General features: G+C 69.4%; 10 protein-coding genes. 6 read left to right on the top strand and 4 right to left on the bottom strand.

From position 1 onward, the window contains the following. The first annotated feature begins 2 nt into the window (after window positions 1-2). The 3 genes from ACWDUN_RS19350 to ACWDUN_RS19340 are packed head-to-tail and all read left to right on the top strand — an operon-like array spanning window position 3 to window position 2,017. A complete protein-coding gene (locus ACWDUN_RS19350) occupies window positions 3-623 on the top strand; it encodes a DUF6461 domain-containing protein (protein ID WP_449931470.1) in 621 nt (206 codons plus the stop codon). A 10-nt stretch (window positions 624-633) separates the two neighbouring features. After that, window positions 634-1,572 carry an LLM class F420-dependent oxidoreductase gene (locus tag ACWDUN_RS19345; RefSeq protein WP_449931468.1) on the top strand — a complete coding sequence of 313 codons (939 nt, stop codon included), beginning with the start codon at window positions 634-636 and terminating at the stop codon, window positions 1,570-1,572. Between the two features lie 22 nt (window positions 1,573-1,594). After that, entirely contained in the window at window positions 1,595-2,017 is a 423-nt protein-coding gene (locus tag ACWDUN_RS19340; protein ID WP_449931466.1) for a hypothetical protein, read from the top strand. Here ACWDUN_RS19340 and ACWDUN_RS19335 read toward each other — a convergent pair. From ACWDUN_RS19335 to ACWDUN_RS19320, 4 genes are all read right to left on the bottom strand, one after another. Continuing rightward, entirely contained in the window at window positions 2,014-3,522 is a 1,509-nt protein-coding gene (locus tag ACWDUN_RS19335; RefSeq protein ID WP_449931464.1) for a dynamin family protein, read from the bottom strand. The genes ACWDUN_RS19340 and ACWDUN_RS19335 overlap by 4 nt on opposite strands. Before the next feature lie 31 nt (window positions 3,523-3,553). After that, window positions 3,554-5,371: a dynamin family protein gene (locus tag ACWDUN_RS19330; RefSeq protein WP_449931462.1), complete on the bottom strand. Its 1,818-nt coding sequence runs from the start codon at window positions 5,369-5,371 to the stop codon at window positions 3,554-3,556. An 84-nt stretch (window positions 5,372-5,455) separates the two neighbouring features. Beyond that, window positions 5,456-6,403 carry an IniB N-terminal domain-containing protein gene (locus ACWDUN_RS19325; RefSeq protein WP_449931460.1) on the bottom strand — a complete coding sequence of 316 codons (948 nt, stop codon included), beginning with the start codon at window positions 6,401-6,403 and terminating at the stop codon, window positions 5,456-5,458. A gap of 217 nt (window positions 6,404-6,620) precedes the next feature. Beyond that, complete coding sequence (locus ACWDUN_RS19320; protein ID WP_449931458.1) at window positions 6,621-7,112, bottom strand: Rv0340 family IniB-related protein; 492 nt, start codon at window positions 7,110-7,112, stop codon at window positions 6,621-6,623. A 209-nt stretch (window positions 7,113-7,321) separates the two neighbouring features. Between ACWDUN_RS19320 and ACWDUN_RS19315 the strand changes: the two genes are divergently transcribed. The 3 genes from ACWDUN_RS19315 to ACWDUN_RS19305 all read left to right on the top strand — a co-directional run bounded on the left by ACWDUN_RS19315 (window position 7,322) and on the right by ACWDUN_RS19305 (window position 14,936). Continuing rightward, the gene (locus tag ACWDUN_RS19315) at window positions 7,322-9,115 is read left to right on the top strand and encodes an Hsp70 family protein (RefSeq protein ID WP_449931456.1); all 1,794 of its coding nucleotides are present in this window, start codon (window positions 7,322-7,324) and stop codon (window positions 9,113-9,115) included. Window positions 9,116-9,122: 7 nt separating this feature from the next. After that, on the top strand, window positions 9,123-11,588 hold the full coding sequence (gene iniR / locus ACWDUN_RS19310; protein WP_449931454.1) for an isoniazid response ATPase/transcriptional regulator IniR: 2,466 nt from the start codon (window positions 9,123-9,125) through the stop codon (window positions 11,586-11,588). 195 nt (window positions 11,589-11,783) lie between these two features. Beyond that, a complete protein-coding gene (locus tag ACWDUN_RS19305) occupies window positions 11,784-14,936 on the top strand; it encodes a (Fe-S)-binding protein (RefSeq protein WP_449931574.1) in 3,153 nt (1,050 codons plus the stop codon). Window positions 14,937-14,938 lie beyond the last annotated feature (2 nt).

Here is a 14,938-nt window from a genome sequence, read left to right as displayed (position 1 = left end):
CCATGCCGGCCACCATCGCCGACTATCAGTGGTGGAACTCGTTCCGGCCGCAGTGGGCCGACGGCCACTGCGTCACGTTGGTCGCCGATGCCACCCCGGCACAGGTGATCGCCGCACTCGGCGCCGACACCGTCGCCCGGGTGCACGGGATCGACGATCTGATGACGCGCGCGTTCGCACACTGGGACGGGGGCGGTGCACCGCAGCTGTCCCTGATCGGCGTCACCGAGATCGGCCGTGGCTGGACGCTGATCGCCGAGGTGAACGGATTCGTCGGTGTCACAACCGAACTCGTCGAGCCGCTGACCGCAGGACGGACGGTGGTGGCGCATTTCCGCAATATCAACGCCGTTTACCAGTTCACCTGGTGGCACGACGGGCAGCTGAGAACGGACCTCGATCTGTTGTTTCCCACCGAACGGTCCGGCACCGAGCCGGACGCGCTGGTCGAACACCTGCAGGGCGTCGGGGTCCCGCTGGGCGCCGATGACGACGTCTCGTCGGTGGATCTGAGCGCGGCGGCCTTCGCCCTGGCCGAGCGCATCACGGGTGTGGCCTGCACCCCGGCGATGTTCGAGGAGGCCGAGTTCACCGTCGCCATGGTGCCGATGCCCAGGGGCTAGGGTGGAACCCATGTCCAGCATCGATTTCCGGGTCTTCGTCGAACCGCAGCAGGGCGCGAGCTATGCCGATCAGCTCGCCGTGGCCCGCGCCGCCGAACAGCTGGGATACTCGGCGTTCTTCCGGTCGGATCACTACCTGGCGATGTCGGGTGACGGACTGCCGGGCCCCACCGATTCCTGGGTGACCCTGGCCGGGATCGCCCGCGAGACCACGACCATCCGACTGGGCACCATGGTCACCTCGGCCACCTTCCGCCACCCCGGACCGCTGGCCATCGCGGTGGCCCAGGTCGACGAGATGAGCGGCGGGCGTGTCGAACTCGGGCTCGGGGCCGGGTGGTTCGAGGCCGAGCACCAGGCGTACGCGATCCCGTTCCCGGCGCTGGGCGAACGCTTCGAGCGGCTCACCGAGCAGCTGGAGATCCTCACCGGGCTGTGGGGCACCCCGATCGGGCAGACCTATGACTTCACCGGCACCCACTACACCGTCAAGGACTCCCCCGCCCTGCCGAAGCCGGTGCAGAATTCGGTGCCGATCATCATCGGCGGAGCCGGACCCAAGCGCACCCCGGCGCTCACCGCACGGTTCGCCGACGAGTTCAACATCCCGTTCGCCTCGCTGGATGATCTGACCGCCCAATATGACCGGGTCGCCGCGGCGGTGGCGGCCGCGGGCCGAGCACCGGAATCGCTGACCTACTCGGCGGCGTTCGTGCTGTGCGCCGGCGCCGACGAGGCCGAACTGACCCGCCGGGCCGGTGCCATCGGGCGCGAGCTCGACGAGATGCGCGGCAACTCGCCGGTGGCCGGGACCGCCGCCGAGATCGTCGACAAGCTCGGCGCCTTCACCCGAGCCGGTGTGCAGCGGGTCTACCTGCAGGTACTGGACATGTCCGATCTCGACCACCTGGGGTTCTTCGCCTCCGAGGTCATCGCGCAGCTGGACTGAAGCACCGCTACGATCGGTGGCCGTGACGGGCGATCCCAAGTGGCATGAGCGAACGCCCACCCTGCTCGCGGCCAGTGCCGCCGCGCTGATCGCCATCGGACTGGTGGTCTGGCTGACGATGGTCGTGGTGCGACAGGTCAACACACCCGCCCCGCCGCCGGAATATGTCACGCCGACCTTCGCCGACGAGTCCAGCCAGAGCGCCACCACCACCGGGTCGACGTCGACCACCAGCAGCTATGTGCCGCCGGAGACCAGCGACATCCTGGTGCCGGAGACGACGACGAGCAGCGAGACCACCACGACGCGCACCACCCGGGAGCGCACCCGCACCGAGCGCACCCGCGACAGCGACGATGAGGACGACGCAGAAGAGACGACCACCACGCGCCGGCATCGGCAGAACGAGACCCGGACGCTCTACCCGATCTTCCCGTCTCCCTAGCGCCCCAGCGCGTGGAACTCGGCGACCAGCGCCTCGGCGCTGCGTACCGCCGCCCGGCAGGCTCGCGCGGTGAACGGATCGTTGAGCGGGTGATCGGCGCGCCGGCGCCAGCGCTGGGTCGCGGCGAACGCCGCGCGCGGCCCGTCGTCGGGGGCCAGCGGGCCCAGTCCGAGCCTGCTGGCCGCGTCGGTGCCCGAACCGCCGATCATCCGGCGCAGCGAGGCCATCTCATCCTCGTTCAAAGTCGTTGGTCGCGAACGTAACTGGCTGAGCAGACGGAGTTCCTCGAAGGCATGCGTATCGGCCAGCAGCGGGTCGATATCGGCCTGGATCTGGCGGGCGGCGTAGATCGGGTTGACCTGGACGAAGCGCCGCAACGCCAGCAGCGCGGTGTGCGCCTTGAGCAGATCCGAGCGTTGCGCGAACTGCTGGTCGATGACATCGCGCAGGGCGATCAGGCCGCTGCGCTCCAGTAGCTCGTCGGCCAGGGCCACCGCATCGCTGATCCCGGCGCGCAGCACCGCGATCGAGATCCGCAGGCCGAACATGCCGAACCGCTCCAGCAGTGCGGTGCGGGTGGCGGCGTCCACCGGCAGCGTGTCGTCCTCGCGGACGAACCGGTCCGCGCTGAGCATCGCCTTGGTGAGTTCGGCCGGTTCCATCCCGGCCAGCTTCTCCAGGGCGACGAACTCGCTCTGACGCAGCGTGCGCGCCGTCAGCGCCAGCAGTCCGGACACCGGGACGACGGCCTGACAGATGCCGGTGCGGTCCATCTCGGCGGTGAACCGGGTGGCCACCTCGCGGGCGGACAGCATGGCGTCGAGGCGACCGGCGCCGATCTCGTCGGCACGGGAGGCCACCCCGATGACGCCCAGTGCACCGGAGGCGCCGGCCTCCCCGCCGACGAGCTCACCGATCTGGCGCAACAGCGCGATATCGGCGGCGTTCAGCGTGCGCAGCAGGAACACCACGGCGTCCACCCGCGGCACACCGTCCTCGGGCACCAGCAGACGCAGGGTCCGCTCGGACACGTCGCGCGACAGCGAGGATGTGCCCGGGGTGTCGATGATGGTGGCGTCGATGAGTTCGGCGGCCGGCCATTGCACGTCCAGATCCTCGATATCGTCGGGATCCAGCCCGGCGAAGCTGAAGGTCAGGCTGCGCTGCTGATCACCGGCGGTGCGGGCGATCGGCACATTGGACCGCCGTCCGTCGCGGTGGTTGGCGGTCACCTTCGGTGTGGGGCCATGCCGGAAGGAGGTCACGATGCGGGTGGCCTCGGTGGCGTCGGTGGGCGCGATGTCCTCCCCGACCAGCGCGTTGACCAGCGTCGACTTACCGGCCTTGAGGGTTCCGGCCAATGCGATCCGCATCGGCTGGTTGAGCCGGGCGCCGATGCGGTCCAGCTCGGCGTGCACATCGGGGCGGTTGCGGTAGGCGGGATCGGCCCGGTAGGCACGGATGGTGCCGCCCAGGATGGCGCGGACGTGATCGCTGGTGCTCATGACCGACCCAGCTTATGGGGCCGAGCCATGATCAGGTGCTGACCAGCTTGTCGGTGTTGTCGATGACCTGCCGCAGGATGTTGAGCTGACGCTGCAGTTCGCGGATGCGGTTGTTGCGCTCGGTCTCCTCGACCTTGGCCGCCGCCAGCGCCGCCTGCAGCGACTCGTTGAGTGAGCGGCTGGTCTGGTCGGCGATCCCGCGGTAGTGGTCGCGCAGTTGGCGTTGGATGGCGCGCAACCGGTCTCGCGATTCCTTGCTCACCACGAACGAGATGTCGTCGACGAAGCGGCGCATGTTGGTCTTGGCCTCGTTGCGGACCCGCAGCATCCGGTTCTCCATGTCCTCCTTGTAGGCCTTGCGGCCCAACAGGAATCCGGCCCCCAGCGACAGTGGATTGAACATGCCGAGCCCGGCGAACGAGGTGAGCATCCCGAACATCAGGATGCCGCCGTAGGAGCCGCGCATACCGGTGACGACCTTGTGCCCGGCCTTGATCGGTTTGGCCTCCAGCCGGGCCAGCGACTTGAACTCGCCGAAACCGGCGCCCATGTCGCGGGCGCTGACCTCGGGCAGTTCGACCGCGTCCAGGCCGGCCTCCATGAACAGCCGGGCCACCTCGGCCGCCAGGGCGTCGGCGCGCTGATAGGCCCACACGAAGTTGTCGCCCACCGCGGTCGCGACGGCGTTCTCCAGTTCGGCACCGATCTCGGCCCAGTGCAGGGTGGGATCACACCCGTCGATCACCTTCTCGGTGTGAGCGGTGATGTGTCGGAACCGGTTTCGCAGGTCATGATCGATATCGGCGGTCAGGTCGGCGATACCGTCGTTGAGGGTCTGCTGCCACAGCGCGGTCTGCTGCAGGGCGTCCTGGGCCTCGGCCTTGCGCCGTTCCAGTTCGGCGGTGAGCTTCTCACGGGTGTCCGGGTCATCCAGTGCCGCCAGCTCGGTGTCGATCGACAGACGCAGATGTTCTGCGGCGGCGCGGATTTCGCTGACGACATGATCGCGGATGCGGTCGTTCTCCCGCGACATGATCTTGTCCGACAGAAACTTCACGATGGCCGGGAAGTTCGATTCCTCGTTGAGTTCCTTGTCGTTGAGGCTGATGGCGTGTCCGCGCAGCACGGAACTGGCCGGGATCATCGGGATGTCGACGCCGGCGCGTTTGAGATGGGCGGTGTCGACGGCGACGATATCGCGCCAGTGCGGGTACAGATCGGTCTTGGTGGCGATCACGGCGGCGACCGGGCAGATCTCGACGGCCTGCCGGATGAAGGTGAGCTCGGGTTCGGTGAACTCCTGGCTGGTATCGCTGATCATGAGCACCGCATCGGCATCGGGCAGCAGTCCCAGCGTCGCCGACAGGTGCGGTTGCCCGTGCCCGCCGACGCCGGGGGTGTCGATGAAGGTCAGTCCGTTCTTGAGCATGGGGCTGGGCACCCCGACCTCGACCCGCAGCACCTCGCGGCCCTCGGCGGCGGGCCACCGGCGCAGATCCTGCTTGAGGTCGGTCATCTCGATGGGCACGAACTCCGGACCGTTGACCCCGGCGACCACCAGCTTGGCCGTCGGTTCCTCGGCGTGCGAGACGACCGTGGCCAGTACGGTGCTCTCGTCGTCTCCGACGCGGGCCACCGGCAGGTTGAGCAGCGAGTTCAGCAGCTGACTCTTGCCCTGTTTGAGCTGACCGGCAATGACGACGCGGACGTGCGGATCGGTGATCTTTTCCTTGGCGGCGCGCAGTCGAGCCACCAGATCGGTGCGCTCGTAGAGCTCGGCGATCTTGGTGGTGTGGTCGATGAGTTCGACGATCACCTTCGTCTTGCGCGGGTCACTGGGCTGCGTCATCGTGGTCCTCTCCTGACGGTCAACCGTAAGCGTGCGAACTGGCGGGGACCACCGAAGCGGTCCCCGCCAGTCCTGGGGGCAGGATCAGAACAGCCCGGCGTCGACGTTGGTCTCGACGGTCGTGTCGATATCGGTCTCGATGCCCACCGAGTTGTCGGTGCTGTTGTCGACCGAGTTGTCCACCAGGGTGTCGTCGGCGCTGTTGTCGATGACTCCGGAGTTGTCGACGATCACGATGCCGCCGCCGTTTCCGCCGGCACCACCGTCGGAGTTGCCGCCGCCGAGCAGGCCACCGCCGGCCACCGAGCCGCCGCCGTTGCCGCCGCTGGTGTCGACATCGTTGAGCACCGGGGCCTCGTTGTCGGAGATGATGTCGTCGCCGGCGATCTGCGAGTTGTCCTCGACCTCGTTCTCGTCACCGACGATGACGGGCGAGTGGTTGCCGGTCTCGACGTCGACCTTGGTGTTGTCGTCACCGATCACATTGTCATCGCCGGTGATGTTGTCATCGCCGACCACGACGTCCTCGCCGACGATGTTCTCGTCGCCGACCACGTTGCCGTTGCCGGTGGTGACGGTGCCGGCGTTGTCGCCGTCGACCACCACGCCACCGTCGGTGGCCGTGTTGGAGGTCTTGTTGCCGAAGGTGATGTCACCGAAGCCGAGGTTGAAGCCGCCGACCTGCGAGTTGGCGCCCGAGCTCTGGTCGGGGCTGAGGAACTCGGCGTTGGTCCGGTTGTGGCTGGCGACGTCGGTCTCGGGGGCGAAGGTGCGCTGCGGGGCGTACATCGGGGCAAAGGAGCTGGCGATGCTGTGGTGATCGGCGACCGCACGCTGCAGGCCCAGCACCGGGTCCCCGCCGCCGAGCGCGACGCCGGCCGGGGCCGCGGTGGCGGCGACGGCCTGCAGTTGGGCGGCGGTGACGTTGGGCAGACCGGCGTCCCGCAGGGCCTGCTCCGGGTCGGCGATGAAGGCGCCGGCCAGGTCGGGGCTACGGAACAGGTCGAGGATGTAGTCGATGATGGTGGTCATGTGAGTGCCTTTCTCGAAGCGGATGGTCCGGCGAACTGAAGACCACGTTATGAGCCCGCCGGCCCCGCTGAAACGGGGCAGAATCCCCTCCTACCCAACCCCCATACCGGGGTTTAGGGGGTGACTCCATTAGGGGATTAGGGGTATCGGGTGCGGGCACGAAAAAGCCCGCCCACAGCAGCTGTGAGCGGGCTTCACCGGCGGTGCCGGAACGCGGTCAGTCCAGCAGATCGAGGTCGGGATGAGCGGTGTCGAGCGCCCCGTCGACGGACGCCCAGGCCGGGACCTCTGACTCGAAGACCGGATCGGAGACCGGCGCATCGTCGATCACCGGCGCGGCCGGAAGGTCGTGCCCGGCGAAGACGTCGTCGAGCGTGCTGGCGGCATCGTCGAAGGACGAAGCGGTGTCCACGACGGCCGGGACGTCAAGATCGTGCAGGTCAGCGACCGGCACCGGCAAGGCGTCCTCGATACCGAAGGCATCGAATGCCGCCGTGGCGGCACCGCTGGCCCACACGTTCGCGTCGGCCGTCGGCACCGCCGAGGACAGCGACTCGGTGACCACGGGGATCAACTGGTCGACATCGACACTGGAAACCTCGGTCAGGCCTGCCGCGGCGATGGCACCGGCCGGATCGGCGGCGTACTGTGCCGCGGCGTCGGGGTCTCGCACCAACGCCATCACGAAGTCGAGCAGTGAGTTGCCCATGATCCCCGTCCCTGTTCCGTTACATCTGAAGCTCGTGCACCGATGTTATCGACGACGAGGACGTTTTGAGATCGGTGCTGAGCCCACCCACCGATCACACCCGTTAGGGGATCGCCCGTTAGGGGTTTCGACACGTTAGGGGGATTACCGCTGCCGCGGTGTCCCAGCCGATAAGGTGTGGGCTGTCTATACGAGAGGGGCTGCAGTCGATGAGCGACTCGCTCGGGTTGTCCGTCGGGACGACCAACCTGGTGGCCACCCGCGCCGGACGGGCGCCGGTCATCCGCCGATCGGTGCTGACCGTGTTCAACGACCGGGCACCCGAGGTCGGCGTGCCGGGCGAGAACCCGAACCTGAACCAGCCGGGCCTGGTCCTGGGCGGTTTCGTCGACCGCGTCGGTGATCCGGTTCCGCTGGTGGCCTCCGACGGCTCCTCGCATCGCGGTGAGCAGGTGCTCGCCGAGGCCCTCGACGCCATGGCCCACACCGTGGGCGGGGGCAACCCGATCACCATCGCGGTGCCTGCGCACTGGTCCGACAACGTGGTCGCCGCGCTGCAGGGCGCGCTGCGCACCAAGCCGGGCCTGGCCAGCGCCGCCCTGGTGCCCGACTCGGTGGCCTCGCTGGCCGGGCTGCGCGCCGCAGGGAACCTGCCGGCATCGGGAGTCGTCGCGCTGGTCGACCTCGGCGGCGGCGGCACCAGCGTGACGCTGGCCGACGCCGGTGCGCAGCTCGCCCCGATCGGGTCGACGCTGCGCTACCCGGACTTCTCCGGCGACCAGATCGACCAGGCGCTGCTCAATCACGTCATCACCGGCGTCGCCGAGGCCGGTGACGCCGACCCCGCGGGCACCGCGGCGGTGGGCTCACTGGGCCGCCTGCGCGACGAATGCCGTCGCGCCAAGGAACGGTTGTCGGCCGATACCGCCACCGCGATCCCGGTCGAGCTGCCTGGCTTCAACTCCGATGTGCGGGTCACCCGTTCCGAGCTCGAGCAGCTGATGGACGCGCCACTGGCCGGACTGATCGGCGCCATCGAAGAACTGTTGCAGCACCACAATATTGCCCGCAGTGATATCGCGGCGGTGGCCACCGTCGGTGGCGGCGCGGCCATTCCGCTTGTCACACAACGACTCTCGGAGCGCCTGCAGGCGCCCGTGGCCACCATCGGCCAGGCCGCCATCGGCGCGGCCGCCGGCGCGGCGCTGGTCGCCGGCCTAGCCTCCGAGGCCGGCGCCGCGACCGGGCTGGCCCCCGTCGCCCACCCCGATTCGGCACCGACCGGCATGGCGCCGACCATGGGTTGGGCCGGCGCGGCGGCCGCCGAGGAGGGGCCCTCCGGCGGACTGGCCTGGTCGCAGGACGAGGACGCCCCCACCGGCGAACCGGTTCCGTATCAGGGCCCGGACTACCAAACCGGTTACACGCCAAGCCCCGCCGATGCGCGACCGCAGATGGAGTTCGGCACCGGCGAGGACGATTACCCGGCCGAACCCGAACCGCTGCCCTGGTACAAGCGCCCGCCGCTGTTGTTCGGCGCGGCGGCCGCGGCGGCCCTGCTGGCCGTCGGCGGGCTGGCGGTCACCCTCACCGGGACCAGCAGTCCCAGCGGGCCGGTCACCGAGACCGCGACGAGCTACTCCACGCAACCCGGTGAGAACACCGAACCCGTGGTGACCGAACCCCAGACGGTGACCGTCACCGGCTCCGATGGCGTCGTCACCACCTCGGAGATCCCGCCGCCACCGCCGCCGTCGACCACGACGACCACCTCTCCGACCACCACGTCGTCGACCACCACGACCACGACGACCACCACCACGACCACCACGACCACCACCACGACAACGACGACACCGCCGACCACGACGACACCGCCCACCACCACGGTGCCGCCCACGACGACGCAACCGCCGGTCACCACGACGACGGTGGCGCTGCCACCGGAGCCCGAGCCGGTGGAGCCCGACCCCGTCGATCCCCCCGACGACGGTTCCGCCTGACCCGGTCGTGATCCCGGCGCTGCTGCAGGCACCCACCGACCCGGTGCGGGTGCTGATCACCGGCGGGATGGGCACCGGTAAGACGACGCTGCTCGGGACCGTCCGGGCGACGCTGCGCGAGGCCGGGGTGCCGGTGCTGAGCCGGCCTCCGCGGCCCGGCGATCCCTCCGGTGCTGCGGTGGTGATCGATGATGCGCATCTGCTCGACGATGACGAGTTGTTGCGGCTGGGCGAGTGCGCCGCCGAGGCCGACCGGACCGTTGTGGTGACCGCCGAGCCGCTCGCGCACCGCGCAGCGCTGCGCGTCGTGACGGGCGCGCTCACCCGCGAGGGTCCCGCGGTTGTCCTGGGCCCGTGGTCGGGTGCCGAGATTCACCGCTTCGCGGCCGAAAAGACCGGTGCGACACCGTCTCCGGAGATCGTGCACGGAATCCAGACCGCGACGGCCGGGGTGCCGTTCCTGGTGGCCGCGGCCGTGTCGGCGGCCGGCCGCCCGCCCGCCGAATCCGCGCGCTTCGCCCTGGTGGACCGACTGCGCCGACTGGACCAGCCGACACTGGACACCGTGCTGATGTCCTCGTTGGCACCAGGATTGGGTGCCGATGACATCGCCGCCGCCCTCGGCATCGAGGCCGACCGGGCCCAGCAACTGATCGACCGCGCCCACGCCACCGGGCTGCTGGAGCCGGGCCGGCCCCGCGGTTTCACCCGCACCGTGCACCGGGCGGTCGCCGAGGTCGTCGGCAATGCCCACCACCACGACACCGAGGTGTCGCTGCTGCATTCCCAGCTCGAGATGACCACGCTCTCAGCCGATCTGGCGTTGAGCATGGCCGAGCACGGGCTGCGCGACCCGGGACTGGCCGATGCGCTCGCCGGATTGGCCGCCCGCCATCGCGACGAGCCCGCACAGGCGGCGCGGCTCTACCGGGCGGCCTCCGATGCCGGATCGACCCAGCTGAGCGCGGACCTCGCCGATGCCCTCGCACTGACCGGGGACTGCGCGACGGCCGCGCGTCTCGCCGACGAACTGCTCAGTGCAGCGGATCCCGCGCAACGGGCGGCCGCGGTCCGCATCGCGGCCGCCGTGGCGATGCACGACGGGGGCGCCGCCCAGGCTGCCGACCTGTTCGGCTGGCTGGGCCCCTACCCGGACGCAGTGGTCGGCTCGGCCGCCGCCATCGTCGCGGTGGCCACCGGTGATGCCGCCGCCGCCCGCGCCGCGCTGGCGGTCCCGGACTCCGGACCGCCCACCTCGACCGCGCGGGCGGCACGCAATCTCGCCGACGGGCTGCTGGACTCGCTCGACAAACCCTTCGATGCCGCCATCGCGAAGCTGAGCCAGGCGATCACCACCGACCGCCCGTTCGCCGGTGTCATCCCGGACAGTCCGGCGTCGCTGGTGACGTTGGCCGCGCTGCACGGCGGTGATCCGGTGCGCGCCCGCAGTGTCATCGGCCGAGCGGTGCGCGCCGAGGCCGAGACGCATGCGGTGTTCCACGCCCACCGGCACCGGTTGTTGTCGGGGTGGACGCGGATGCTCGACGGGCACCTGACGGCCGCCGCCGAGGCCGCCGCGACCGACGGGGCGGTGTTGCATCGCCGCGATGCCCTCTGGGCGGCGGCTTTGCGCACCGGGATCGCCCGGCGCAGCGGGGACAGCGGGGCCGTCGCACAGCATTGGTACAGCGCGATGGAGGTGCTCTCGGAGTACTCGCTGGATCTGTACTCCCTGCTGCCGTTGGGTGAGCTGTGGGTGGCGGCCGCCCGGTTGCGTCAAGTGGACCGCGTGCAGCATCACCTCGACACCGCGATGGGCCTGCTGACTGCGCTGGGAGATCCGGTGCTGTGGACGGTGCCGTTGCACTGGGCCGGCGTGCACGCCGGCATCCTGGCCAACGCGCCCGACGCGGTCGCCCCGCACGGGCAGGCGCTGACCGCGGCGGCGGCGCACAGTCCGTATGCGCGGGCGCTGGCCGCGGCCGGGCGGACCTGGCTTCGCGTGCTGGCCAATCAGGTCGACGTGGACGAGGTCACCGCCGCGGCACGGGATCTGGCGCAGTTCGGGCTGAGCTGGGATGCCACCCGGTTGGCCAGTCAGGCCGCGCTGCAGACGCCCGACAGCCGGGTGTCGGGGCTGATGCTTCAATTGGCCCGGGATCTCAAGGTCACCGTCGCCGGCGCCGAAGACATCTCCGGTGATCTTGCACACACCGTTACCGCCGACGGTCCGGCGGTCGCCGCGCCGACGCCGTCCGCACGGCCGACGGCGTCCTCGAAGCTGTCCGACCGCGAGCGCGAGGTGGCCGAACTGCTGCTGCTCGGCATGCCGTATCGCGACATCGGCAGCCAATTGTTCATCTCTGCCAAGACCGTCGAACACCACGTCGCACGTATCCGTCGCCGCCTCGGCGCGGAGTCCCGATCGGAGATGCTGTCGATGCTGCGGGCGCTGCTGGGCACACCGACCTGAATCGGTTCAATCGGCTAACCAACCGACTAGTTAGGTGAGCCTTGCTAGCGATCCCCGGATCGGTGATGTAACTATGAGCAGGCAAATAGCCTAAGTTACCCGTCAGTAACCATACTTAAGTTACCGACCAGTAACGACACCTCGGGGAGGCACGCGGTGCAGCACACACTCGAAGTGGCCAGGTTGGTCATCGCCATGCTGGCGACCGCCGTCGTCTTGTTCTTCGCCGCGAAGCGTGTTCTGTGGCTGACCAAGTTGATCAACTCCGGCCAGAAACTCGGCGACGAACGCGGCCGCAAGGACGACATCGTCACCCGCTTCCTGAACCAGAACAAGGAAGTCTTCGCTCAGTCGAAGCTCCTGAAATGGTCGATCCCGGGTATCGCGCACTTCTTCACCATGTGGGGCTTCTTCGTCCTCGGCTCGGTCTACGTCGAGGCCTTCGGTGTGCTGTTCGACCCCGAGTTCCACATCCCGCTCGTCGGTCGCTGGCCGGTGCTGGGCTTCCTGCAGGACTTCTTCGCCGCAGCGGTGCTGGCCGGCATCGTGGTGTTCGCCATCATCCGCGTGACCCGCGAACCCAAGAAGCTCGGCCGCGAGTCCCGCTTCTACGGCTCGCACACCGGCGGTGCCTGGGAGATCCTGTTCATGATCTTCCTGGTCATCGCGACCTATGTGCTGTTCCGCGGTGCCGCGGTCAACGTGCTCGGCGAGGACTTCCCCTACCAGAGCGGCGCGTTCCTGTCCGACGGCATGGCCTGGCTGCTCGCGCCGCTCGGTGCGACCGCCAACATGTGGATCGAGACCATCGCCTTGCTGGGCCACATCGGCGTCATGCTCGTGTTCCTGCTGATCGTGCTGCACTCCAAGCACCTGCACATCGGCCTGGCGCCCATCAACGTCACCTTCAAGCGACTGCCCGACGGCCTCGGCCCGCTGCTGCCGATGGAGCACAAGGGCGAGAAGATCGACTTCGACGATCCCGCCGAGGACGCGGTGTTCGGTCGCGGCAAGATCGAGGACTTCACCTGGAAGGGCTACCTCGACTTCACCACCTGCACCGAGTGCGGCCGCTGCCAGTCGCAGTGCCCGGCCTGGAACACCGGCAAGCCGCTGTCGCCCAAGCTCGTGATCATGAACCTGCGCGACCACATGTTCGCGAAGGCGCCGTACATCCTGGGCGAGAAGGAATCGCCGCTGGAGAACACGCCCGAGGGCGGACTCGGTGAGAACCTCGGCGGTGAGAAGCACGACCAGAAGCACGCGCATGACCATGTGCCCGAGTCCGGCTTCGAGCGCATCCTGGGATCCGGCCCGGAGCAGGCGCTGCGTCCACTGGTCGGCACCGAAGAGCAGGGCGGCGTCATCGACCCCGACGTGCTGTGGTCGTGCACCAACTGCGGCGCCTGCGTCGAACAGTGCCCGGTGGACATCGAGCACATCGACCACATCGTCGACATGCGCCGGTACCAGGTCATGGTCGAATCCGAGTTCCCCGGCGAGCTCGGCGTGCTGTTCAAGAACCTGGAGAACAAGGGCAATCCCTGGGGCCAGAACGCCAAGGACCGCACCAACTGGATCGACGAGGTCGACTTCGACGTCCCGGTCTACGGCCAGGATGTGGAGTCCTTCGACGGGTTCGAGTACCTGTTCTGGGTCGGTTGCGCAGGCGCCTACGAGGACCGCGCCAAGAAGACCACCAAGGCCGTCGCCGAACTGCTGGCCACCGCGGGCGTGAAGTTCCTGGTGCTGGGCACCGGCGAGACCTGCACCGGTGACTCGGCCCGGCGCGCCGGTAACGAGTTCCTGTTCCAGCAGCTGGCCGCGCAGAACGTCGAGACCATCAACGAGCTGTTCGAGGGCGTCGAGACGTCCAAGCGCAAGGTCGTGGTGACCTGCCCGCACTGCTACAACACCATCAACCGCGAATACCCGCAGCTCGGATCCGACTACCAGGTCGTGCACCACACCCAGCTGCTCAACCGGTTGGTCCGCGACAAGAAGCTGATCCCGATCAACCCGGTCGGCCAGGACGTCACCTACCACGACCCGTGCTTCCTGGGCCGGCACAACAAGGAGTACGAGGCCCCGCGTGAGCTCGTCGGCGCGGCCGGCGCCAAGCTCACCGAGATGCCCCGGCACGCCGATCGCGGCCTGTGCTGTGGTGCCGGTGGCGCCCGGATGTGGATGGAAGAGCACATCGGCAAGCGCGTCAACCAGGAGCGCACCGAGGAGGCCCTGGACACCGGTGCCTCGGCGATCGCGACCGGCTGCCCGTTCTGCCGCGTGATGATCACCGACGGCGTGGACGAGGTGAGTGCCAGCTCCGATCGGGAGAAGGCCGAGGTGCTCGACGTGGCGCAGCTGCTGCTGGCCTCGTTGGAGACCAGCGTCTACACGCTGCCGGAGAAGGGCACCGCGGCCAAGTGGTCGGCCGAGCTGGCCGAGAAGCGGGCCGCCGCCGAGGCCGAGGCCGAAGCCGCCGCCCCGGCGGTGGAAGAGGTCGAGGAAGAAGACGTCGCCGAGGAGGCCCCGGCCGCCGACGCCAAGCCGGCCGCCGCCGCACCCGTCAAGGGTCTGGGCATGGCCGGTGGGGCAAAGCGTCCGGGCGCCAAGAAGGCCGCCGCACCGGCGGCCGAGGCCGCACCTGCCGCCGAGGCCGCTCCGGTCAAGGGCCTGGGCATCGCCGGCGGGGCCAAGCGTCCCGGCGCCAAGAAGGCCGCCGCACCAGCAGCCGAGGCCGCACCTGCCGCCGAGGCCGCTCCGGTCAAGGGCCTGGGCATGGCCGCCGGCGCCAAGCGTCCCGGCGCCAAGAAGGCTGCTCCCGCCGCCGCGTCCGCGCCGGCCGAAGCCCCGGCAGCGCAGGCACCGGCCAAGCCCGAGCCCGAGGTGAAGGGGTTGGGGATTGCCGCGGGTGCACGCCGTCCGGGTGCCAAGAAGGCCGCCGCGCCGAAGGCCGCACCCAACGAGGGTGAGCCGACGGTGACCCAGCCGCCCAACGTCGATCCCGATCACGCCCAGGCGGGCGCCAAGGAGGAGACCGCGGATTCAGACATGGGCCTGGAGGAGGCCAAGCCGGAGCCGCCGGTGGTCGGACTCGGTATCGCTCCGGGTGCGCGTCGCCCCGGTGCGAAGAAGGCCGCGGCGGCCAAGGCCGCGGCGCCCGCGCCGGCCACTCCCGCCGAACCCGAGGCCGAAGCCGAACCTGTCGCGGACGAGCCCGCGGCGGCCGAGGAGGCCCCGGCACCGTCGTCGAACGGTTCCGCCGAGGACCGCGTCGTCGGTGACGAACCGCCCGTCGTCGGTCTGGGCATCGCCAAGGGTGCCCGCCGCCCCGGCAAGCGCTAGAA

The sequence above is a fragment of the Mycobacterium sp. NPDC003323 genome (assembly GCF_053589535.1).
This window is presented reverse-complemented; position numbering and strand designations above follow the sequence as displayed.

Excerpts from the sequence above, each read along its gene's own strand:
- ACWDUN_RS19350 (WP_449931470.1), top strand. The coding sequence starts at position 3 with ATGCCGGCCACCATCGCCGACTATCAGTGGTGGAACTCGTTCCGGCCG.
- ACWDUN_RS19345 (WP_449931468.1), top strand. The coding sequence starts at position 634 with ATGTCCAGCATCGATTTCCGGGTCTTCGTCGAACCGCAGCAGGGCGCG.
- ACWDUN_RS19335 (WP_449931464.1), bottom strand. The coding sequence starts at position 3,522 with ATGAGCACCAGCGATCACGTCCGCGCCATCCTGGGCGGCACCATCCGT.
- ACWDUN_RS19330 (WP_449931462.1), bottom strand. The coding sequence starts at position 5,371 with ATGACGCAGCCCAGTGACCCGCGCAAGACGAAGGTGATCGTCGAACTC.
- ACWDUN_RS19325 (WP_449931460.1), bottom strand. The coding sequence starts at position 6,403 with ATGACCACCATCATCGACTACATCCTCGACCTGTTCCGTAGCCCCGAC.
- ACWDUN_RS19320 (WP_449931458.1), bottom strand. The coding sequence starts at position 7,112 with ATGGGCAACTCACTGCTCGACTTCGTGATGGCGTTGGTGCGAGACCCC.
- ACWDUN_RS19315 (WP_449931456.1), top strand. The coding sequence starts at position 7,322 with ATGAGCGACTCGCTCGGGTTGTCCGTCGGGACGACCAACCTGGTGGCC.
- ACWDUN_RS19305 (WP_449931574.1), top strand. The coding sequence starts at position 11,784 with ATGCTGGCGACCGCCGTCGTCTTGTTCTTCGCCGCGAAGCGTGTTCTG.